Origin of the sequence: Pseudomonas sp. MOIL14HWK12:I1, assembly GCF_000510705.1 — a bacterium.
In the GTDB taxonomy this organism is placed as follows: domain Bacteria; phylum Pseudomonadota; class Gammaproteobacteria; order Pseudomonadales; family Pseudomonadaceae; genus Chryseomonas; species Chryseomonas oryzihabitans.
The window spans coordinates 132,341-153,151 of sequence record NZ_AZNY01000009.1 but is presented as its reverse complement, the minus strand read 5'-3'; the positions used below and the strand labels follow the sequence as shown (position 1 = coordinate 153,151).

Here is a 20,811-nt window from a genome sequence, read left to right as displayed (position 1 = left end):
CTAGGGGACGCCATATTGCGGGAATAGCTCAGTTGGTAGAGCACGACCTTGCCAAGGTCGGGGTCGCGAGTTCGAGTCTCGTTTCCCGCTCCAAATAAACAAAGACACCGCCTCCGGGCGGTGTTTTTGTGTGCGCGTCATTCATGCCCGCCGGACGCCCGGCACCTGGCCGGGCGCGAGCCCGTCACTGGGGCGTATAGATCTGTTCGAAGACCCCGCCATCGGCGAAGTGGGTCTTCTGGATGCCGCTCCAGGGGCCGAATTCCTTCTGCGCATCGATCAGTTCCAGCTTGGGAAAGCGATCGGCGTACTGCGCCAGGATCTGGGCGTTGCGCGGGCGCAGGAAGTTGTCCGCGGCGATCTTCTGGCCCTGGTCGGACCAGAGATACTTGAGGTAGTCCTCGGCCTCGGCGCGGGTGCCCTTCTTGTCGACGACGCTGTCGACCACGCTCACCGGCGGCTCGGCCTGCACCGAGATGCTCGGATAGACCACCTCGAAGCCGCCGCGACCGAATTCCCGGGCGATCATCTCGGCTTCGTTCTCGAAGGTCACCAGGACATCGCCCTGCTGGTTCTTCATGAAGGTGGTGGTGGCGGCGCGACCGCCGGTGTCCAGGATGGGCACGTGCTTGAACAGGTCGGCGACGAAGGTGCGGGCCTTCTGCTCGTCCCCGCCCGGTTGACGCAGCGCATAGGTCCAGGCGGAGAGGTAGGTGTAGCGACCGTTCCCGGAGGTCTTGGGATTGGGCACGATCACCTGGACGCCGTCCTTGAGCAGATCGGACCAGTCATGGATGCCCTTGGGGTTGCCCTGGCGGACGATGAGCACCGTGGCCGAGGTGAAGGGCGCGCTGCGATCGGGCAGGCGGGTTTCCCAGTCCTTGGGCACCAGGCCGCGATCGGCCAGGGCCTGGATGTCGGTAGCCTGGTTCATGGTGATGACGTCGGCCTGCAGGCCGTCGATGACCGCACGCGCCTGCTTGCTGGAGCCGCCATGGGACATCTGGATCACCGGGGTGTCGCCGTGCTCGGCTTTCCAGTGCGCCTGGAAGGCCGGGTTGTAGTCCTTGTAGAAGTCGCGCATGACGTCGTAGGAGACGTTGAGTAGCGGCGGCGCGGCCAGGACCTGGGCGCTGGCCGCCAGGGCGGCGGCGAGCAGGGTGAAGCGAAGGATCTTCATGGGGGCATCCTGCGATTGGGGGGTGCAGGACTATAGCCTGTCGGCCCGGTAGCGTGCAGAACGCCTGGAAATAAGCTCATGCGCGGCAACGGCAGGCGGGCCGCCAATGGTAGACTTTCGCCCTTTCGCCTGCGGTTGGGCACGGCGCGGTGAACAAGGGCTCCTGATATGCGGTTGAGGTCGATCAAGCTGGCGGGATTCAAATCCTTCGTCGATCCGACGACGGTGAATTTCCCGAGCAACATGGCAGCGGTGGTCGGCCCCAACGGTTGCGGCAAGTCGAACATCATCGACGCCGTGCGCTGGGTGATGGGCGAGAGCTCGGCCAAGAATCTGCGCGGCGAGTCGATGACCGACGTCATCTTCAACGGCTCCAACAGCCGCAAGCCGGTGTCCCAGGCCTCCATTGAACTGATCTTCGACAACTCCGACCACACCCTGGTGGGCGAATACGCCAGCTACGCGGAAATCTCCATCCGCCGGCGGGTGACCCGCGAAGGTCAGAACACCTATTTCCTCAACGGCACCAAGTGCCGCCGGCGCGACATCACCGACATCTTCCTCGGCACCGGCCTGGGGCCGCGCAGCTATTCGATCATCGAGCAGGGAATGATCTCCAAGCTGATCGAGGCGCGGCCCGAGGACCTGCGGCACTACATCGAGGAAGCCGCCGGCATCTCCAAGTACAAGGAGCGGCGGCGCGAGACCGAGAATCGCATCCGCCGCACCCAGGAGAATCTCGCCCGCCTGACCGACCTGCGCGAAGAGCTGGAGCGCCAGCTGGAACGGCTGCACCGCCAGGCGCAATCGGCCGAACGCTTCCAGGCGTTCAAGCAGGAAGAGCGGCAGCTCAAGGCGCAATTGCAGGCGGTGCGCTGGCGCGAGCTGGATGGCCGTGTCGAGCAGCGCGAAAAGGTGATCCGCGACCAGGAGACCGCTCTCGAAGCCCTGACCGCCGAGCAGCGCCAGGCGGACGCCGGCATCGAGCGGCTGCGCGACGGTCATCATGAGCTGAGCGAAGCCTTCAACCTGGTGCAGGGGCGCTTCTACTCCCTGGGGGGTGACATCGCCCGCCTGGAGCAGACCATCCAGCATGGTCAGCAGCGTCAGCGCCAGTTGCAGGACGATCTGCGCGAAGCCGAACAGGCCCGCAGCGAAGCCGAGTCCCACCTGGAGCACGACCGGGTGCTGCTCGCCACCTTCGAAGAAGAGCTGGCGATGCTCGAACCGGAAGAAGAGGCGGCCCGGGAGCTGGGCGAGGAGGGCGGCGCCGCGCTGGAAGAGGCGGAGCTGGCGCTGGCGGACTGGCAGCAACGCTGGGAAACGCTCAGCGCCGCCAGCGTCGAGCCGCAACGGGAGGCCGATGTGCAGCAGGCGCGCATTCGCTCCCTGGAGCAGAGCCTGGAGCGCGGCATGGAGCGGCAGCGCCGGCTGCGCGACGAGCGCACCCTGCTGGGCGAGGATGGTCCCTCCGAGCGGCTGGTCATGCTGGAAGAGCAGATCGCCGAAGACGAACTGCTGCTGGAAGGCCTGGCCGAGCAGGAATTGCAGGTCGCCGAGGGCTTGCAGCGACTGCGGGAAGAATTGCTGGGACTGGCCAATGAGCAGAGTCAGCGTCAGGGCGAATTGCAGCGGCTGGAAGGCCGCATCGCCTCGCTGGAGGCCTTGCAGCAGGCGGCGCTGGCCCCCGATACCGGCGCGGCTCAGTGGCTCGAAGCCGAGGGGCTCGCCGCGGCGCCGCAGCTGGCGGACGAAGTCCAGGTCACTCCCGGCTGGGAGCTGGCGGTGGAAACCGTCCTCGGCAGCGACCTGCAGGCGGTCTGCCTGGATGATCTGGAGGCCCTGCGTCTCGACAGCTTCGCCAGTGGCGCCCTGAATCTGGCACTGCCCGGCGCGGTGCCGGTCGCCGCGGGCAGCCTGCTCGAGCAGGTGCAGGCCCCGCGCGACCTGTCACCCTGGCTGGGTCAGGTGCTGATCGCCCACAGCTACGACGAAGCCCTGGCGCGCCGGGCGGCCCTCGCACCGGGCCAGAGTCTCATCACCCCGGAAGGCTACTGGCTCTCCCGGCACTTCTTGCGCGTGCGCCGCGCCCAGACGGCCGAGGGCAGTGTGCTGGCGCGTGGGCGTGAACTGGAGGAATTGCAGGCACGCCGCCTGGAACTCGGCGAGGCGCTCGCCATGCAGGAAGAGCGACTGGAGGACCGTCGCGCTGCCCAGCAGCGGTTGGAAAGCGAACGCGAAGAGGCGCGGCGGCGCCAGCAGCAGGAGCAGCTGCGCCTGGCCGAATCCCGCGCCCAGCTTTCCGCGCAGCAGGCGCGGGCCGAGCAGTTGAGCATTCGTCGCCGGCAGCTGGAGGCGGAGCTCAGGGATGTCGAGCAGCAGGTGGCGCGTGAGCAGGAAGAGTTGGGCGAATGCCGGTTGCGGCTGCAGGACGCTCTCGATGCCATGGCCGTGGATACCGAGCAGCGCGCGCAGCTGCAGGAGCAGCGCGACCGGCATCGCCAGGCGGTGGATTCGGCGCGGCAGCGTCAGCGCCAGGCCCAAGAACAACTCCATCAGCTGACGGTGCGGCTGACCACCCTGAGAGCCCAGCGCCAGTCGACCCTCCAGGCCCTGGAACGACTGGAATTGCAGACCGCGCGCCTCGGCGAGCGTTGCGAGCAGCTCTCGCTCAACCTGGAAGAGGGCGGCGAGCCCCTCGACGAGGTGCGGCTGCGTCTGGAGGAGTTGCTGGAGCGGCGCCTGCAGGTGGACGAGGAGATGCGCACGGCGCGCCTGGCCCTGGAAGACGCCGATCGGGAATTGCGCGATTTCGAGCGGCGGCGTCTGCAGGCGGAGCAGCAGGGGACCCTGCTGCGCGGTCAGTTGGAGCAGCATCGCCTGGAATGGCAGGGGTTGGCGACGCGGCGCAGCGGCTTCGCCGAGCAGCTGGCGGCCGATGGCTACGACCTGCCGACGGTGATCGCGACCCTGCCCGCCGAGGCCAGCGAGGCCGCCTGGGAAGAGCAGCTGGAAGCGGTCGCAGCGCGGATCGCGCGACTCGGACCGATCAACCTGGCGGCCATCGACGAATATCAGCAGCAGGCCGAGCGCAAGACCTATCTGGACGCCCAGAACGCCGATCTGGTGGAGGCGCTGGAGACGCTGGAAAGCGTCATCCGCAAGATCGATCGGGAAACCCGCAATCGCTTCAAGGACACCTTCGACCAGATCAATCACGGCCTGCAGGCGCTGTTCCCAAAAGTTTTCGGTGGCGGCAGCGCCTACCTGGAACTTACTGGAGAAGATTTACTCGATACCGGGGTTGCGATCATGGCGCGCCCGCCGGGCAAGAAGAACAGCACCATCCATTTGCTGTCGGGCGGCGAAAAGGCCCTGACGGCACTGGCGCTGGTATTTGCCATCTTCCAGTTGAATCCGGCGCCGTTCTGCATGCTCGATGAAGTGGATGCTCCTCTCGATGACGCCAACGTCGGCCGTTATGCCCGCTTGGTCAAGAGCATGTCGGAGAAGGTGCAATTCATTTACATCACGCACAACAAGATCGCCATGGAGATGGCCGATCAGTTGCTGGGTGTGACCATGCACGAACCGGGCTGTTCGCGGCTGGTGGCGGTGGATGTGGAAGAGGCCGTGGCCATGGTCGATGCCTAGTACCCCACAGCCTCGTGGCTTGGCGGTGTAAAGTTGGCAGCAGTCGTGCTAGCTTATGGCCGCGCTAGCGGTAAGTGGAAAAAGCTAAGAAGAACACTGACTTGGCGTAGGTTTCGGAGGTTTTGGAAAGACCTCGCAAGCGTCGACTTTCCAAAGTTTCCCGACGGCTGTCGGTCCATTATTTTCACAGGGGTATGTCTTTTTCATGGATATGGGTCTGCGCGAGTGGCTGATCATCATCGGCGTCATCGTCATCGCCGGTATTCTGTTCGATGGTTGGCGTCGCATGAGCGGCAAGGGCAAGCTCAAGTTCAAGCTTGACCAGTCGCTGAGCAATCATCCGGATCACGAGGACGAGGATCCGGAAATCGTCGGTCCGACGCGGGTGGTAGAGCCCAAGGAGCCGTCGCTGGACGATCCGGGCGAGCCGACACCGCCACGCTCCACCCAGCGCAAGCGTCGCGAAGAACGGCGTGAAGAACCCAGTGCCGACAGCTTCGATCTGTCCGCGGGCGATGAAGGTCTGGCGGGCCTGGCGGTCGATTCCGACGAGGTGGCGACCCGGGGTCGCGACAAGCCGCGCAAGGAAAAGCCGCTGAGCAGCAAGGCGCCCGAGCGCGAGCCGGTCAGCGAGCCCGTCGGCAGCGGCAGCAGTCAGGCCGCCATGGCGCCGGTGGACGAGGTGCTGGTGATCAATGTCATCTCCCGCGACGAAAAGGGCTTCTCTGGTCCGGCACTACTGCAGAACATCCTCGAAAGCGGGCTGCGATTCGGTGACATGGACATCTTCCATCGCCACGAGAGCATGTCGGGCAATGGCGAGGTGCTGTTCTCCATGGCCAACGCCGTGCGTCCGGGCACCTTCGACCTGGATGCCATCGACGACTTCCACACCCCGGCGGTGAGCTTCTTCCTGGGTCTGCCCGGTCCGCGTCATCCCAAGCAGGCCTTCGACCTGATGGTCGCCGCCGCGCGCAAGCTGTCCTCGGAGCTCAATGGCGAGCTGAAGGACGAGCAGCGCAGCGTGATGACCGCCCAGACCATCGAACACTACCGCCAGCGGATCGTCGACTTCGAACGCAAGAGCCTGATGCTCAAGCGTTGATCGCGCCGGAGCGAACCAAGAGCAGCCTCGGCTGCTCTTTTTGTTTGTAAGTTTTGTCGCGGCGCCGCTGGTGCCGTCAGGGCCACCCCCTGGGGTGGCGACAGTGAGAGACCGCCATGACCGACGCCCAAGATGCTGTCACCCGCATTGCCGCCCTGCGCAGCGAGATCGACGCCCACAACTACCGCTACTATGTGCTGGACGAGCCGAGCGTGCCCGATGCCGAGTACGACCGGCTGTTCGGCGAACTCAAGACGCTGGAGGCCGAGCATCCCGAACTGGTGACGCCCGACTCGCCCACCCAGAGGGTCAGCGGCTCGGCCCTGGCCGCCTTTGGCACCATCCGCCACGAGGTGCCCATGCTCAGCCTGGGCAATGCCTTCGCCGACGAGAATCTGCAGGACTTCGACCGCAGCGTCGGCAAACGCCTGCGCGAGGAGTTCGGCGAGACCGACTTCGCCGGGCCGGACTCCGGCGTCGAGTACACCTGCGAGCCCAAGCTCGATGGCCTGGCGGTCAGCCTGCTGTACGAGGCAGGGGTGCTGACCCGCGGCGCCACCCGCGGCGACGGCACCACCGGGGAGGACATCACCGCCAATGTGCGCACCATCCGCAACATCCCGCTGCGTCTGCAGGGCGAGGGCTGGCCGACGGTGCTGGAGGTGCGCGGCGAGGTGTTCATGTCCCGCGCCGGCTTCGAGGCGCTCAATGCCCGGGCCATGGAGAGCGGCGGCAAGACCTTCGCCAATCCGCGCAACGCCGCGGCTGGCAGCCTGCGTCAGCTGGATTCGCGGATCACCGCCCAGCGGCCGCTGGAGTTCTGCTGCTACGGTTTCGGGCGGGTCGAGGGCGGGACACTGCCGGAGACCCAGTACGACATCCTGCAGCGGCTGCGTGACTGGGGCATTCCCATCAGCCGCGAGTTGCGCAGGGTGCAGGGCGCGGAAGGCTGCCGCGCCTACTACCAGGACATCGGCCAGCGCCGCGATACCCTGGCCTACGAAATCGACGGCGTGGTCTACAAGGTCAACCGCCTGGACTGGCAGGGCGAGCTGGGTTTCCGCGCGCGCGAGCCGCGCTGGGCCCTGGCGCACAAGTTTCCGGCGCGCGAAGAGCTGACCGAATTGCTCAACGTCGAATTCCAGGTGGGGCGCACCGGTGCCATCACCCCGGTAGCCCGCCTCAAGCCGGTACAGGTGGCCGGCGTCACCGTGACCAATGCCACCCTGCACAACATGGACGAGATTGCCCGGCTGGGCGTGATGATCGGCGACAGCGTCATCGTGCGTCGCGCCGGGGACGTCATTCCGCAGATCATGCAGGTGGTGCCGGAGCGGCGGCCGGCGGATGCCCGCCCGGTGGAGATCCCCACCCACTGTCCGGTGTGCGGGTCGGCGGTGGAGCGTACCCAGCTGATCAAGCGCGGCAAGGGCAAGGAGTCGGTGAGCGAGGGCGCGGTCTATCGCTGCGTCGGCCGGCTGGCCTGCCAGGCGCAACTCAAGCAGGCGATCATCCATTTCGCCTCGCGGCGGGCCATGGACATCGACGGCCTGGGCGATCGTATCGTCGAGCAACTGGTGGATCGCGCGCTGGTGAAGTCGCCGGCGGATCTCTACACCCTGACCTACGAGCAGGTGGTCGAACTGGAAGGCTTCGCCGAGGTGTCCAGTCGCAACCTGCTGGCCGCCATCGAGGCCAGCCGCCGGCCAGCGCTGGCGCGCTTCATCTTCGCCCTGGGCATCCCCGAGGTGGGGGAGGAGACCGCCAAGCGCCTGGCACGCGCCCTGGGCAGTCTGCAGCGCATCCGCGAGGCCCTGCCGGAGGTGCTGGTCTATCTGCCGGACATCGGGCCCGAGGTGGCCTTCGAGATTCACAACTTCTTCCAGTCCGCGCACAACCGCGACGTGCTGGAGGCGCTGCTGGCCAACGGCATCGAGCTGGCCGACGAGGGGGAGGTGCATGCCGAATTTTCCGGCTACGCGGCCTTTGCCGATTTCCTCGACCAGTTGCACATTCCCTACCTGGGCAAGACCGGGGCCAAGACCCTGGCCGCGGCCTTTCCCAGCCTGGCGGCCCTGATCGAAGGCTCGCAGGACTGGCTGACCTTCAAGACCCTGTCCGGCCTCAACGAGCGAGCCAAGCAGGGGCTGCGCGAGTACTTCGCCGAGGCGGACCACGTTGCCCAGGCGCTGGCCATCGAGGCGCAGCTCAAGGCCTTCGGCATGCATTGGGAAAGTACCCGGCAGGCGGTGCAGGGTTTGCCGTTCGCCGGCCAGACCTGGGTGCTCACCGGAACCCTGGAGGCCATGAGTCGCGACGAGGCCAAGGAGCGCCTGGAAGCCCTGGGTGCCAAGGTGTCGGGGTCGGTGTCGGCCAAGACCGCCGTGGTGGTCGCAGGGCCAGGGGCGGGTTCCAAGCTGACCAAGGCGAACGAACTGGGGGTCAAGGTGCTGGACGAGGATGCCTTCCTGCAGATCCTCGAGGCGCAAGGCGTCCGCTAGCGCCAGGGATCAGGCCCGCAAGGGTCTGATCTTCACTCCTTCTGCCAATAACTGCAGGCGTTGCTGGTTATAACGAAGCGGTAATAAAGACGTACCCATAGTTGTCGCTTCGTTTAAAAACTGCTTCAAGGCAGTGCCAAGGCAATAACTGAAAAAATAAGGCTTCGTTTGGTTTAAGCGAAGCCTTATTTATCGGCCATAATAATTTCCAGGTTCAAGCGAAACGCGTGGCGGGTTCGCTCGCACGTTGTTCTTTTTCGAGAACTTCTTCCACGGCGATAGCCGCCTTGGCCGTCTGGCGATAGCCATGGGGATTGAGCGACTGCCAGCGCCAGGCATCTTCCAGCATGGTGGCGAGGCTGCGTTCGGCGCGCCAACCCAGTTCCTGCCAAGCCTTTTCCGGATCGGCCCAGCACTGGGCCACGTCCCCCGCGCGTCGCGGGGCGAAGTGACAGGGGATGTCGCGGCCCAGTTGCTGTTCTAGGGTCGCCACCACCTCCTTGACCGAATGTCCGCGTCCGGTGCCCAGGTTCCAAGTCGAAACCCCGGGGCGCTCGGCCAGGGCGTTGAGCGCCGCCAGATGACCGCGGGCCAGGTCCTGGACATGGATGTAGTCGCGGACGCCGGTGCCATCGGGTGTCGGGTAGTTGTCGCCGTAGACATCCAGCCAGGGCCGACGACCATTGGCCACCTGCAGCAGATAGGGCACCAGGTTGTTGGGCGTGCCCTGGGGGTCTTCGCCGATCAGGCCGGAGGGATGGGCGCCGATGGGATTGAAGTAGCGCAGCACGGCGATGGACCAGCGCGGATCGGCCCCGGCCAGCCCGCGCAGCACCTGCTCGGCCATGAGTTTCGACTGGCCATAGGGGTTGGTCGGCTCGGCAGTCGGGCAGCTTTCGCTGATGGGTGGAATGCAGTGACCGTAGACGGTGGCGGAAGAGCTGAAGACCAGCTGGTGCACCCCGGCGGCGGCCATGGCCTGGCAGAGCACCAGGGTGCCGCCGACGTTGTTGTCGAAATAGCGCAGGGGATGCTGCACGCTCTCGCCGACCGCCTTGAGTCCGGCGAAATGCAGGACCCCGGTGATCGGCAGCTCTAGAAACAGCCGATCCAGGAGGGCGCGATCCCGGACGTCCCCGCGCACGAAGACAGGCGCCCGCCCGGCGAGCGTGGTAAGGCGCTGCACGGCCTCCACCCGGCTGTTGACCAGGTTGTCCAGTATCACCACCTCGTGGCCCGCACGGAGCAGCTCCAGCGTCGTATGAGAACCTATGTAGCCTGCGCCGCCCGTGATCATCAACATGCAACCGTCCTCACCAAACCTGTAGCCATTAATTCGGAATAACTGTTTCGTGCAGACTCGAGTGCAACTAACGCTTCGCTTCAATTATTTTCGAGCGAAGCGTTAGTTATGCCAATTCATCGAGCAGACGTTGTTCTGAAGTTGAATGAGGATATTGGTTCTAGCGAAGCGGAAGTTCATCGACAAAGTTATGAACCCTTGCCAATTGGATAAGTCGATAACGTTGCTCGATATCGCGCAGTCAGACTGCCGATACCTTCGGGACGGTCTCTGGACGTTTTGCAAGTTGCCAAGGCGCCGGCCGAGGCGCGGCTGTTGTGCCGCCTTCGGCCAGGCGTCCGATCTCACAGGAGCACACCATGAGTTGGGCCGGCCCCCATACCGAAACGATCGGCAAGACCAAACAGCCCGCACGCGTTGCGGAGCGCCCCCTGGATCCCGCCAGGCCTCTGCTGTTATGCCTGGCCCATTTGCGCTGGAGCTTCGTCTACCAGCGCCCGCAGCACGAGATGGTGCGCTTCGCCGAGCACTACAACGTGCTCTATTGCGAAGAGCCCCTGGATGCCACGGATGGCCGGTCGCACCTCGAGGTGCGTGTGGAAGAGAACGGCGTGCGGGTACTGGTGCCTCATCTGCCTCGCTGCCTGTCCGCGGAAGCCCGAGCCTGCGCCCAGCAGGAACTGCTGCAGACCTATCTGCAGGAGTTGCGCCAACCGGTGGCGGTGGCCTGGTATTTCACGCCCATGGCGCTGGACTATGCCGGCGAGATCCCGGCGCAGACCCTGGTCTACGACTGCATGGACGAACTCTCGGCCTTTCGCGGCGCGCCCCCGGCCCTGCTGCAGCGGGAGCGGGAATTGCTGCAGCGCGCCGACCTGGTGTTTACCGGGGGCTACAGCCTCTACGAGGCCAAGCGTGACCGCCATCCGCGGGTCTTTCCCTTTCCCAGCAGCGTGGACGTGGCGCACTTCGGTCAGGCTCGCGCGGCCCTGCCGGAGCCTGCAGACCAGGCCGGTCTGGCGCGGCCGCGGCTGGGCTTCTATGGCGTGATCGACGAGCGCCTGGATCTCGACCTGCTGGCCGCGGTGGCGCGGCTGCGTCCCCAGTGGCAGTGGGTGATCCTGGGCCCGGTGGTCAAGATCGATCCGGCCAGCCTGCCGCAGCTGCCCAATCTGCATTACCTGGGCGGCAAGACCTATGACGAGTTGCCGGCCTATCTGGCGGGCTGGGACGTGGCCCTGATGCCCTTTGCCCTCAACGAGGCGACGCGTTTCATCAGCCCCACCAAGACGCCCGAATACCTGGCCGGCGGCTGTCCGGTGGTGTCGACGCCCATCACCGATGTGGTGCGCACCTACGGCGACAGCGGCGTGGTCTGGATCGCCGAAGGCGCCGAGGCCTTCGTCGCTGCCTGCGAGGCGGCCCTGGCCAGTCAAGATCAGCGCGAAGCCTTTCTGGCGCGCGCCGATGCCCTGCTGACCGGGATGTCCTGGGACAGCACCTGTGACCTGATGCGGGAGAAGATCCAATGGCGGTAACGGCGCTTGAGCGTTTCGACTATCTGATCGTGGGGGCCGGTTTCGCCGGCAGCGTGCTGGCGGAACGGCTGGCCGCGGGGCTGGGCAAGCGCGTGCTGGTGGTGGATCGGCGCCCGCACATTGGCGGCAATGCCTTTGATCACTATGACGATGCCGGGGTGCTGGTGCACCGCTATGGTCCGCACATCTTCCACACCAATTCCCAGCGCATCGTCGACTACCTCTCGCGCTTCACCGAGTGGCGGCCCTACGAGCACCGGGTCCTGGCCGACGTCGCGGGTCAGCAGGTGCCCATCCCGATCAACCTGACCACGCTCAATCGCCTCTATGGCCTGGAGCTGGACGAGCAGGGCGCCGAAGCCTTTCTCGCCGCCCGCGCCGAGCCGGTCGAAGACATCCGCACCTCCGAGGACGTGGTGATCAACCAGGTCGGGCACGAACTCTACGAGACCTTCTTTCGCGGCTATACCCGCAAGCAGTGGGGACTGGATCCGTCGCAACTGGACCGCTCGGTGACGGCGCGGGTGCCGACCCGGACCACCACCGACGATCGCTACTTCGGCGACACCTTCCAGCAGATGCCCCTGCATGGCTTCACCCGGATGTTCGAACGGATGCTGGATCACCCCAACATCAAGGTAATGGTCAACACCGACTACCGCGAGATCCGCGAACTGATCCCCCATGAGCACCTGGTCTACAGCGGCCCGATCGACGAATTCTTCGACTATCGCTTCGGTCGCCTGCCGTATCGTTCGCTGACCTTCAAGCACGAGACGCGCGATACGCCGCGCTTCCAGCCGGTGGCGGTGGTCAACTATCCCAGCGAAGCGGTGCCCTACACCCGCATCACTGAGTACAAGCACCTCACCGGCCAGACCCACGAGCGCACCAGCCTGACCTACGAATATCCCAGCGCTGACGGCGAGCCCTATTATCCGATTCCACGCCCGGAAAACGCCGAGCTGTACCGGCGCTACCAGCACCTGGCCGAGGCGACCCCTAATGTCATCTTCATCGGCCGTCTGGGGACCTATCGCTACTACAACATGGACCAGGTGGTGGGCCAGGCGCTGGCCGCCTACAAGCGCATTGAGGAGGCGGAGCTCGGGCCGGCGGCAGGGGAGAGCGCCGAACACCACGAAAGCCTGGCAAGGCAGGCCCCATGAGAGACGTGATGGCCGAAGGCTCGCCCTTCCAGAGTTTCTTCATGGCCGGCTTCGAATGCTCCAGCCACAGACGCGCCGATGGCCGACGCCTGGATCTGCTCGCCAGCACCGGCCATGACCGCTGGGCCGCGGAAGACTATGGCGCGGTGGCCGCCCAGGGCCTGCGCACCGTGCGCGATGGCGTCCGCTGGCACCGGGTGGAGGCCCAGGCCGGGCACCATGACTGGTCGAGTGTCCTGCCGCAGGTGCGAGTCGCGCGGGCGGCCGGCGTCCAGGTGATCTGGGACCTCTGCCACTATGGCTGGCCCGATCACCTGGATATCTGGCGGCCGGCCTTCGTCGATGCCTTCGCCCGTTATGCCGCCGCCTTTGCCCGGCTGTTGCGGGAGGAGGGCGAGACCCGTCCGTGCCTGGCGCCGATCAACGAGATCTCCTACTGGGCCTGGGCTGGCGGCGATCAGGGTCTGTTCAATCCCGGCGCTCGCGGCCGCGGTCAGGAGCTCAAGCATCAACTGGTGCGCGCCAGCATCGCCGCCATCGAGGCGATTCGGGCCGAGTTGCCCGCGGCGCGCTTCCTGGCCATCGATCCGCTGATCCATGTGGTCGCGCGCCGCCCCGAACAGCGCGAGGCCGCGGAGGCCTATCGCCAGGCCCAGTTCGAGGCCTGGGACCTGCTCAGCGGGCGCCAGTGGCCAGGGCTGGGCGGGCGCCCCGATTACCTGGACATCCTGGGTCTGAACTACTACTCCGACAACCAGTGGTATCTGGACGGCGGTACCCTGGCGGCGGAGGATCCGGCCTATCGACCCTTGCAGGGCATGCTGGCCGAAGTCCACCAGCGCTATGGCCGGCCGTTGCTGATCGCCGAGACGGGGGCCGAAGGCCCGGCGCGCGCCGCCTGGCTGGAACACGTGGCCGATCAGGTCGGGCGGGCGCTGCGCCAGGGCGTGCCGGTGCAGGGCATCTGCCTGTATCCGGTACTCGACTATCCCGGCTGGGACGATGACCGCCTCTGTCCCACGGGGCTGTTCGGCGTGGCCGACGAGGCAGGGCGCCGGGCGCTGCACGAGCCTCTGGCCGAGGTCCTGCAGCGCCAACGCCAGCTCTGGGCCGGCGGAGAGGGGCGATGAGCGCAGCTCGGCGGCGCGAGCGGCGGCGCGCCGAATGGCCCCTGCCGGAACGGGTCGGCGCCTTTCTCTGGCGCTATGTCCGCCTGCGACCCTGGCACTTCGGCGGCCTGCTGTTGCTGGTGGTCGGCGCGGCGACCTGTGCGGTGGCAGTGCAATACGGCATGAAGCTGCTGGTCGATGCCATGGCCGATCCGGCACGCCGGGCGGCGGTGTGGGGGCCGTTCTGGCTGTTCATCTCGCTGATCGTGCTGGAGAACCTGTTCTGGCGTAGCGGTGGCTGGCTGGGTTGCCGCACGGTGGTGGCCAGCTGCGCCGATCTGCGCGTCGATCTGTTCCGCTATCTCACCGGCCATCCGATGCACTACTTCTCCCAGCATTTCGCCGGGGCCCTGGGCAATCGCATCTCCGCCACCGGAGCGGCCGCGGGGGCCATCTACGGCGGCCTGGCCTGGAAGATCATGCCGCCCTGCGTCGACTTCATCGGCGCGGTGGTGGTGCTCTGCACCGTGGACCTGCGCATGGCCGGGGCGCTGGTGGCCTTCGTGCTGATCGTGGCGCTGGTGATCACCGCCTTCGGCATTCGCGGGCGGGCGCGACACCAGCGCTTCGCCGCTCAGTCGGCCCATGTCGGCGGCGAGCTGGTGGACCTGGTGCAGAACGTCTGGACCATCAAGGCCTTTTCCGCCCGGGAGCGCGAGGTGCAGCGACTGGCCCAGGCCATCGGCGTAGAGGCGCGTGCCCAGCGCAGCAGCTGGATGCATCTGGAGCAGGCCCGGGTACTCCACGACACCTGCCTGTCGCTGATGGCCGGCGGCATGCTGGCCTGGGCCATCGCCCTGTGGAGCCGCGGCAGCATCACCGCCGGCGACGTGGTCATGGTCAGTGCCCTGACCTTTCGCATCCTGCACGGCTCCCGTGACCTGGCCCTGGCGCTGGTGGACACCACTCAGCAACTGGGCGCCATCGGCGAGACCCTGCGCATCCTTATCCAGCCCCACGGCCAGAGCGACGTCGAACGGCCCCTGACCCAGGCGCGCGGCGCCCTGAGCTTTACGGGCGTGCACTATCGCTATCCCGATGGTCGGCAGGTGTTCCAGGGTTTCGATCTGGAGGTGCCGGCCGGCCAGAAGATCGGGCTGGTGGGGCCGTCGGGCGCCGGCAAGTCGACCCTGATCGGCCTGTTGCAGCGCCTCGACGATATCCAGCGGGGGAGGATCTGCATAGATGGCGAGGACATCCGCACGGTCAGTCAGGACAGCCTGCGCCAGCGCATCGCCGTGGTGCCCCAGGAGACCGCGCTGTTCAATCGCAGCATTCGCGAGAACATCCGCTATGGCCGGCCGGAAGCCAGCGACGCAGAGGTGGAGGCGGCGGCTCGTCACGCCTATTGCGACGACTTCATCCGCGAGTTGCCGCTGGGCTACGACACCCCGGTGGGCGAGCGCGGCGTGCTGCTTTCCGGTGGTCAGCGCCAGCGTCTGGGCATCGCCCGGGCCTTTCTCAAGGATGCGCCCATTCTCATCCTCGACGAAGCCACCTCGGCGCTGGACAGCCACTCCGAGACGGTCATCCAGCGAGCCCTGCTGGAGTTGATGGAAGGCCGCACCGTGGTGGCGGTGGCCCATCGGCTCTCCACCCTGACCGGCTTCGACCGCATCCTGGTGCTGGAGCAGGGCGTCATCGTCGAGGACGGCCCTCCGCAGCGGCTGCGCGAGGGGGAGGGCAGTTTCGCTGCGCTCTGGGACCTGCAGGCAGCACCCTAGCGAACCTAAGTCCTTGTATGGCTTGCAACTTCGCCCCAACCGCGTAGAATGACGCACCTCACCTCAGGGTGAGGCGTTATGGTGGCTCTGTCGGTCCCCCCGCAACGATCAACCGTGAACCCGGTCAGGCCCGGAAGGGAGCAGCCGCAGCGGTGATGTCGTGTGCCGGGGTGTGGCTGGCGGGGCCACCTCCATTTCTGCCCCGCGCTTTTCCTCTTCCGCGTTTCCCTGCTCTTTTTCCGCCTCGTCTCCCAGCGCTCCGCGAACCACGCCACAGGGCTTTCGTGACGAAATGCACTGTTTTGGTTCATGGCTCTGTGCCATCATGCGCGCCGTACCCTCACCACTGGACAGATGTCCAAGGATCTCTTGTGAAGAACGGACTCGAATGCGCAGGACGCGCCCTGAGCAATGGCCTCCATCCCTATCGTGTCGACTGCCGACGCGACACCGAGACGACGCTGGTTGCGCAGATCTACCACCCCAGCGAGCCCCTGCTGCTGATCAGGATCGACCTGACCAACGAAGAGGCGATCAATCCCTTCAAGATGAACGCCACCGTGACCCGCCTGCGCAGCCAGCTGGATGCCCTGGCAGCCTATGTCGCAAGCGTGGTCCTGGCCGATGGTGAGGACCACTGCCGGCGTGCCTGAAGCGGCTTTTTACCCGCCGTTTTCCCTCCTGATCGCTTGAAAATCCGCCAGGCTGCCTCCATCTAGGGAGGTAGCCACAGCCCGCCCGGCGTCGCCCCGATGCCACACCGCGGGATGCATTCGCGGCCCCTCTTCGTTAGCATGGGCGCCCCCCACGTCTTCTCCTGATCAGGTCTCGATGAGTTACCAGGTTCTTGCGCGCAAATGGCGCCCGCGGTCATTCCGCGAAATGGTCGGCCAGACCCATGTGCTCAAGGCGCTGATCAATGCGCTGGACAACGAGCGGCTGCACCACGCCTATCTGTTCACCGGTACCCGCGGGGTGGGCAAGACCACCATCGCGCGGATCCTGGCCAAGTGCCTGAATTGCGAGACCGGCATCAGCTCCACGCCCTGTGGCAGCTGCTCGGTGTGTCGCGAGATCGATGAAGGCCGCTTCGTCGATCTCATCGAAGTGGACGCCGCCAGCCGCACCAAGGTGGAAGACACCCGCGAGCTGCTGGAGAACGTGCAGTACGCGCCGTCCCGCGGTCGCTACAAGGTGTACCTCATCGACGAGGTGCACATGCTCTCCACCCACAGCTTCAATGCCCTGCTCAAGACGCTGGAAGAGCCACCACCCCACGTCAAGTTCCTGCTCGCCACCACCGATCCGCAGAAGCTGCCGGTCACCATCCTCTCGCGCTGCCTGCAGTTCTCGCTGAAGAACATGCCGCCGGAGCGGGTCGTCTCCCACCTGCAGCAGGTGCTCGCCGCGGAAAGCATTCCCTTCGAGGACGATGCGCTCTGGCTGCTGGGTCGTGCGGCCGATGGCTCCATGCGTGACGCCATGAGCCTGACCGACCAGGCGATCGCCTTTGGCGAGGGCAAGGTACTGGCCGCCGACGTGCGCGCCATGCTTGGGACCCTCGATCATGGCCAGGTCTACGATATACTCCAGGCCTTGCTGGACGGTGACGGTCGCGCGGTGCTGGACGCGGTTCGCCATCTGGCCGAGCAGGGCCCCGACTGGGGCGGCGTGCTGGCCGAGCTGCTCAATGTGCTGCACCGCGTGGCCATCGCCCAGGTGCTGCCCGATGCGGTGGACAATGGCCAGGGTGATCGTGAGCGGGTGCTGAGCCTGGCGCAGACGCTGCCGGCGGAAGATGTCCAGTACTACTATCAGCTGGGTCTGGTCGGGCGGCGCGATCTGCCGCTGGCACCGGATCCGCGCCACGGCTTCGAGATGGTCCTGCTGCGCATGCTGGCCTTCCGGCCCGCCGGTGCGGTGGTTGCCGAGCGACCGGCACTAAAGACGACGGGAGCCAGCCCGGCCACGGCTGACTCCAACCCCCGTCCGGTGGCCGCGGCGGTTCCGGCAGCGGCTGCGCTTGCGCGCCCGTCGCCACCCGAGGCAGCACCTACGCCGGTGCCGGCAACGCCTGTCTCCAGTAATACCACCCCTGTAGAAGAGCCGGTGGATCTCCCCTGGGAGGATCCTGCGCCCGTGGCGGTCAAGGCGGCTCCGACTGCAGCTCCAGCTCCAGCTCCGGCTCCGGCTCCGGCTCAAACTCCGGTCGAAGCGGCTGGTGCGCCGGTCGCCCCCAGGGCGCTACCGACTCCCCAGGTCGAGGCGACCCCTGAGGCCACGGTGATCGCCGAATTGCCCGCGGACACCTCCGGTGACGAACTGGACGGTGACGAAGAGCCGCCGCCGGCCGAGGATTACTACGAGGTAGGGCTGGACGACTATCTCGACAGCCTGGGTGAGCCGGCTGCCGAAGCGGTGACCGCGGCGCCGGCGCCGGCGGTGCAACCGGCGACCGGTCTGGCAGCCGATTGGCAGACCCTGTTCCCCGACCTCAAGCTGGGCGGGTTGACCGCCAGCATCGCGGCCAACTGCACCCTGGTGGCGGTGGACGGCGATCGCTGGCACCTGCACCTGGATCCGGCGCAGAGCGCCCTGTTCAACGCCAACCAGCAGCGCCGGCTCAACGATGCGCTGAACCAGCAGCAGGGACGTCCCATCACGCTCGAGGTCACCATCCAGACCCCCGAGCAGGAGACGCCCGCCCAGGCCGCCGCCCGGCGCCGGGCGGAGCGTCAGCGGCAGGCGGAGCAGTCCATCCAGGACGATCCGTTGATCCGCCAGATGATGCAACAGTTCGCCGCCACGGTGCGCGCGGGTACCATCGAGCCGGTCGACACCCAAGCCTGACCGGTTTTCCATTCATAGTTCGAGGTAGCAGACATGATGAAAGGTGGCATGGCCGGCCTGATGAAGCAGGCCCAGCAGATGCAGGAAAAGATGCAGAAGATGCAGGAAGAGCTGGCGAACGCCGAAGTGACCGGTCAATCCGGCGCCGGCCTGGTCAGCGTCGTCATGACCGGCAGACACGACGTCAAGCGCGTCAGCCTGGACGACAGCCTGATGCAGGAAGACAAGGAAATCCTCGAAGACCTGATCGCCGCCGCGGTGAACGACGCCGTGCGCAAGATCGAGCAGAACAGCCAGGACAAGATGTCCGGCATGACCTCCGGGATGCAGCTGCCGCCCGGCTTCAAGATGCCTTTCTAGGTTGTTCCAGCTGCGGGTGTCCAGCGGGCACCCGTCTCTCCCGCCTTCCAGTACGGTAGTCCATGAGCTTCAGTCCCCTGATTCGCCAATTGATCGATGCGCTCCGGGTCCTGCCCGGTGTCGGCCAGAAGTCCGCCCAGCGCATGGCCCTGCAACTGCTCGAGCGCGAACGCCAGGGTGGCCAGCGCCTGGCCTCTGCCCTCAGCGCCGCCATGGAAGGGGTCGGTTACTGCCAGCGCTGCCGTACCCTCAGCGAAGAACAGATCTGCGGATTTTGCGCCGACACCCGGCGTGACGACAGTCTGCTCTGCGTGGTGGAGGGGCCCATGGACGTCTTCGCCGTCGAACAGACCGGCTATCGCGGGCGCTACTTCGTGCTCAAGGGACACCTGTCGCCCATCGACGGCCTGGGTCCGGACGCCATCGGCGTACCCGAACTCGAGCGGCGCGTCAGCGAGGGCGGCTTCACCGAAATGATCATCGCCACCAACCCCACGGTGGAAGGCGAGGCGACCGCCTATTACATCGCCCAGCTGCTGGCGCCCAAGGGCCTGACCATCTCGCGTATCGCCCATGGCGTGCCCCTGGGTGGCGAACTGGACCTGGTCGATGGCGGCACCCTGACCCACGCCTTCGCCGGGCGCAAGCCGATCAGTCTCTAGCGCTCTACCTTGGCCGTCTGCGCACCTCGGGCGCACGACACGGCTGTATCTTGTGATCGAGAAGCATTATCATTATCGGAAATCAGCGGCTTCCGAGGATGGTGATGCAGACGCTCGAGTCCGACCGGTATGGACACATCCGGACCCTCTACCAGGATCATCACGGCTGGCTGCGCGAGCGGCTGCAGCGGCGACTGGGTTGCCTGGGGCAGGCGGCCGATCTGGCCCAGGACACCTTCGTGCGGCTGCTGGCCCGGGAAGGGGAACTGGAGCGCCTGCGCGAACCTCGCGCCTTTCTCGCGACCGTCGCCCAGGGCCTGCTGGCCAACCACTGGCGGCGCCAGGCCGTGGAGCGCGCCTATCTCGAGGCGCTCGCGGCCCGACCTCAGGCCGTGCAGCCCTCACCGGAAGCCCAGGCGCTGATCCTGGAAACCCTGACCGAACTCGATGCGCTGCTCGACCGCCTGCCTGCTCGGGTGCGCCAGGCCTTTCTGCTGGCGCAGCTGGAAGGCCTCACCTATGCCGTCATCGCCGAGCGCCTGGGCGTGTCGGAGCGGATGGTCAAGAAGTACATGGCCCAGGCCATGCTGCACTGCCTGGAACTGGTGTCTTGAATGCGCTGACGCCTGGCGGTGGCGGACCTCTGGCAGAAGCGGCGGACTGGTTCGCCGAACTGGCTGCCGACGAGGTGGATCCGGCCACCGAGCGGGCCTGGGAGCGCTGGCTACAGGCGGATAGCCGCCACGCGGTGGCCTGGGCACGGGTGGAGGAAATCAGTGCGCGCTTCACCGGTCTGCCGCCGTCCGGGCGCCTGGCCCTGGCGCGGCGCGAATCCCTGGGCCGGCGGCGGGCGCTCAGGGTGCTGGGTCTGGCGGTGGGCGGACTGGCCCTGGGCTGGGCGCGGCCGGACGACTGGCGGTTGGGGGAGGGCGCCACCCTGAGCACGGCGGTCGGCGAGATCCGTGCCCTCGACCTGACCGCCGGGGTGCGCGTCTGGCTCAACACCGACAGCCGGTTGGCGCAGGAGGCCGCAGACCGCTGGCGGCTGCTGCGCGGCGAGGTGCTGCTGGAAGGCCGGAACGGGGCGGCGCCGCTGCGACTGGACACGGCGTTCGGTCAGGTCAGATCCGGTCCGGGCTGCTGCTCAGTGCGCTTGCGTGACGACGGGCTGGAGGTCGCGGCCTATGACGGCGCCCTGCAGCTGGCGCCACTCCAGGCCCGTGCTCAGGTCCTGACCCAGGGCCACCAGGCCCTCATGACCACGACCGCGGTGCGGCCACTGGGGCCGGTCGATCCGGGACGGCAACTTTGGCGCCAGGGGCGGCTGGTGGTGGACGACTGGTCGCTGGCGGCGCTGGTGGCGGAGCTGGGGCGCTATCGCCCAGGCCTGCTGACCTGCACCGCCACGGTCGCGCAACTGCGGGTGGTGGGCAGCTATCCCCTGGCTGACACCGACCGCGCCTTGGCCGCGCTGGCCGACAGCCTGCCGGTGCGGGTGGAGCGGCGCCTGCCCTGGTGGGTGCAGATCGTACCCGCCTGAAAAAAAATTGCGGCGAGCGGTTCCCCTTTGGCGCGCTCGCGGGGCTTGGGGGAAAC

The 20,811-nt window shown here is 66.6% G+C and carries 15 protein-coding genes, 1 tRNA gene and 1 other RNA gene; 15 read left to right on the top strand and 2 right to left on the bottom strand.

Translation table 11 applies throughout. From position 1 onward, the window contains the following. The first annotated feature begins 17 nt into the window (after positions 1–17). Positions 18–93, top strand: a tRNA-Gly gene (locus PSEK12I1_RS0107995). 91 nt (positions 94–184) lie between these two features. Here the strand turns inward: PSEK12I1_RS0107995 and PSEK12I1_RS0107990 are convergent. Next, on the bottom strand, positions 185–1,180 hold the full coding sequence (locus PSEK12I1_RS0107990) for a sulfate ABC transporter substrate-binding protein (protein WP_027601222.1): 996 nt from the start codon (positions 1,178–1,180) through the stop codon (positions 185–187). A gap of 168 nt (positions 1,181–1,348) precedes the next feature. Between PSEK12I1_RS0107990 and smc the strand changes: the two genes are divergently transcribed. The 3 genes from smc (at position 1,349) to ligA (ending at position 8,440) form a co-directional block, all read left to right on the top strand. Continuing rightward, on the top strand, positions 1,349–4,834 hold the full coding sequence (gene smc, locus PSEK12I1_RS0107985; RefSeq protein ID WP_027601221.1) for a chromosome segregation protein SMC: 3,486 nt from the start codon (positions 1,349–1,351) through the stop codon (positions 4,832–4,834). A 205-nt stretch (positions 4,835–5,039) separates the two neighbouring features. Beyond that, complete coding sequence (gene zipA, locus PSEK12I1_RS0107980) at positions 5,040–5,939, top strand: cell division protein ZipA (protein WP_007162238.1); 900 nt, start codon at positions 5,040–5,042, stop codon at positions 5,937–5,939. A 116-nt stretch (positions 5,940–6,055) separates the two neighbouring features. Continuing rightward, positions 6,056–8,440 (top strand): NAD-dependent DNA ligase LigA, encoded by a 2,385-nt coding sequence (gene ligA / locus PSEK12I1_RS0107975; protein ID WP_027601220.1) that lies wholly within the window; start codon positions 6,056–6,058, stop codon positions 8,438–8,440. Between the two features lie 214 nt (positions 8,441–8,654). On the opposite strand, the gene galE is transcribed toward ligA, so the two are convergent. Then, entirely contained in the window at positions 8,655–9,743 is a 1,089-nt protein-coding gene (galE, locus tag PSEK12I1_RS0107970; protein WP_027601219.1) for a UDP-glucose 4-epimerase GalE, read from the bottom strand. A gap of 359 nt (positions 9,744–10,102) precedes the next feature. Here galE and PSEK12I1_RS0107965 point away from each other — a divergent pair, with 359 nt between their 5' ends. The 11 genes from PSEK12I1_RS0107965 (at position 10,103) to PSEK12I1_RS0107920 (ending at position 20,755) form a co-directional block, all read left to right on the top strand. Then, on the top strand, positions 10,103–11,281 hold the full coding sequence (locus PSEK12I1_RS0107965) for a glycosyltransferase family 1 protein (protein WP_027597715.1): 1,179 nt from the start codon (positions 10,103–10,105) through the stop codon (positions 11,279–11,281). Then, on the top strand, positions 11,272–12,450 hold the full coding sequence (gene glf, locus PSEK12I1_RS0107960) for a UDP-galactopyranose mutase (RefSeq protein WP_027601218.1): 1,179 nt from the start codon (positions 11,272–11,274) through the stop codon (positions 12,448–12,450). Before PSEK12I1_RS0107965 ends, glf begins: the two co-directional genes overlap by 10 nt. An 8-nt stretch (positions 12,451–12,458) precedes the next feature. Beyond that, positions 12,459–13,580 carry a beta-glucosidase gene (locus tag PSEK12I1_RS0107955; protein WP_027601217.1) on the top strand — a complete coding sequence of 374 codons (1,122 nt, stop codon included), beginning with the start codon at positions 12,459–12,461 and terminating at the stop codon, positions 13,578–13,580. After that, positions 13,577–15,343 carry an ABC transporter ATP-binding protein gene (locus PSEK12I1_RS0107950; protein ID WP_027597718.1) on the top strand — a complete coding sequence of 589 codons (1,767 nt, stop codon included), beginning with the start codon at positions 13,577–13,579 and terminating at the stop codon, positions 15,341–15,343. The genes PSEK12I1_RS0107955 and PSEK12I1_RS0107950 overlap by 4 nt, the downstream gene beginning before the upstream one ends. A gap of 88 nt (positions 15,344–15,431) precedes the next feature. Beyond that, an RNA gene (ffs, locus tag PSEK12I1_RS24285) (signal recognition particle sRNA small type) lies at positions 15,432–15,528 on the top strand. Between the two features lie 186 nt (positions 15,529–15,714). Beyond that, positions 15,715–15,996 (top strand): hypothetical protein, encoded by a 282-nt coding sequence (locus tag PSEK12I1_RS0107945; protein WP_027597719.1) that lies wholly within the window; start codon positions 15,715–15,717, stop codon positions 15,994–15,996. 178 nt (positions 15,997–16,174) lie between these two features. Further along, positions 16,175–18,193 (top strand): DNA polymerase III subunit gamma/tau, encoded by a 2,019-nt coding sequence (dnaX, locus tag PSEK12I1_RS0107940; RefSeq protein WP_081737533.1) that lies wholly within the window; start codon positions 16,175–16,177, stop codon positions 18,191–18,193. A 33-nt stretch (positions 18,194–18,226) separates the two neighbouring features. Beyond that, entirely contained in the window at positions 18,227–18,553 is a 327-nt protein-coding gene (locus tag PSEK12I1_RS0107935) for a YbaB/EbfC family nucleoid-associated protein (RefSeq protein WP_007162246.1), read from the top strand. Between the two features lie 62 nt (positions 18,554–18,615). Continuing rightward, entirely contained in the window at positions 18,616–19,215 is a 600-nt protein-coding gene (gene recR / locus PSEK12I1_RS0107930) for a recombination mediator RecR (RefSeq protein ID WP_027601215.1), read from the top strand. 104 nt (positions 19,216–19,319) lie between these two features. After that, entirely contained in the window at positions 19,320–19,829 is a 510-nt protein-coding gene (locus PSEK12I1_RS0107925) for a sigma-70 family RNA polymerase sigma factor (protein ID WP_027601214.1), read from the top strand. Then, entirely contained in the window at positions 19,826–20,755 is a 930-nt protein-coding gene (locus tag PSEK12I1_RS0107920) for a DUF4880 domain-containing protein (protein ID WP_027601213.1), read from the top strand. Before PSEK12I1_RS0107925 ends, PSEK12I1_RS0107920 begins: the two co-directional genes overlap by 4 nt. The last annotated feature ends 56 nt before the right edge of the window (positions 20,756–20,811 follow it).

What these genes read in the sequence shown, in the direction of transcription:
- PSEK12I1_RS0107950 (WP_027597718.1), top strand. Translation starts at nt 13,577, where the DNA reads ATGAGCGCAGCTCGGCGGCGCGAGCGGCGGCGCGCCGAATGGCCCCTG.
- recR (WP_027601215.1), top strand. Translation starts at nt 18,616, where the DNA reads ATGAGCTTCAGTCCCCTGATTCGCCAATTGATCGATGCGCTCCGGGTC.
- galE (WP_027601219.1), bottom strand. Translation starts at nt 9,743, where the DNA reads ATGTTGATGATCACGGGCGGCGCAGGCTACATAGGTTCTCATACGACG.
- PSEK12I1_RS0107935 (WP_007162246.1), top strand. Translation starts at nt 18,227, where the DNA reads ATGATGAAAGGTGGCATGGCCGGCCTGATGAAGCAGGCCCAGCAGATG.
- ligA (WP_027601220.1), top strand. Translation starts at nt 6,056, where the DNA reads ATGACCGACGCCCAAGATGCTGTCACCCGCATTGCCGCCCTGCGCAGC.
- smc (WP_027601221.1), top strand. Translation starts at nt 1,349, where the DNA reads ATGCGGTTGAGGTCGATCAAGCTGGCGGGATTCAAATCCTTCGTCGAT.
- zipA (WP_007162238.1), top strand. Translation starts at nt 5,040, where the DNA reads ATGGATATGGGTCTGCGCGAGTGGCTGATCATCATCGGCGTCATCGTC.
- glf (WP_027601218.1), top strand. Translation starts at nt 11,272, where the DNA reads ATGGCGGTAACGGCGCTTGAGCGTTTCGACTATCTGATCGTGGGGGCC.
- dnaX (WP_081737533.1), top strand. Translation starts at nt 16,175, where the DNA reads ATGAGTTACCAGGTTCTTGCGCGCAAATGGCGCCCGCGGTCATTCCGC.
- PSEK12I1_RS0107990 (WP_027601222.1), bottom strand. Translation starts at nt 1,180, where the DNA reads ATGAAGATCCTTCGCTTCACCCTGCTCGCCGCCGCCCTGGCGGCCAGC.
- PSEK12I1_RS0107925 (WP_027601214.1), top strand. Translation starts at nt 19,320, where the DNA reads ATGCAGACGCTCGAGTCCGACCGGTATGGACACATCCGGACCCTCTAC.
- PSEK12I1_RS0107965 (WP_027597715.1), top strand. Translation starts at nt 10,103, where the DNA reads ATGAGTTGGGCCGGCCCCCATACCGAAACGATCGGCAAGACCAAACAG.
- PSEK12I1_RS0107955 (WP_027601217.1), top strand. Translation starts at nt 12,459, where the DNA reads ATGGCCGAAGGCTCGCCCTTCCAGAGTTTCTTCATGGCCGGCTTCGAA.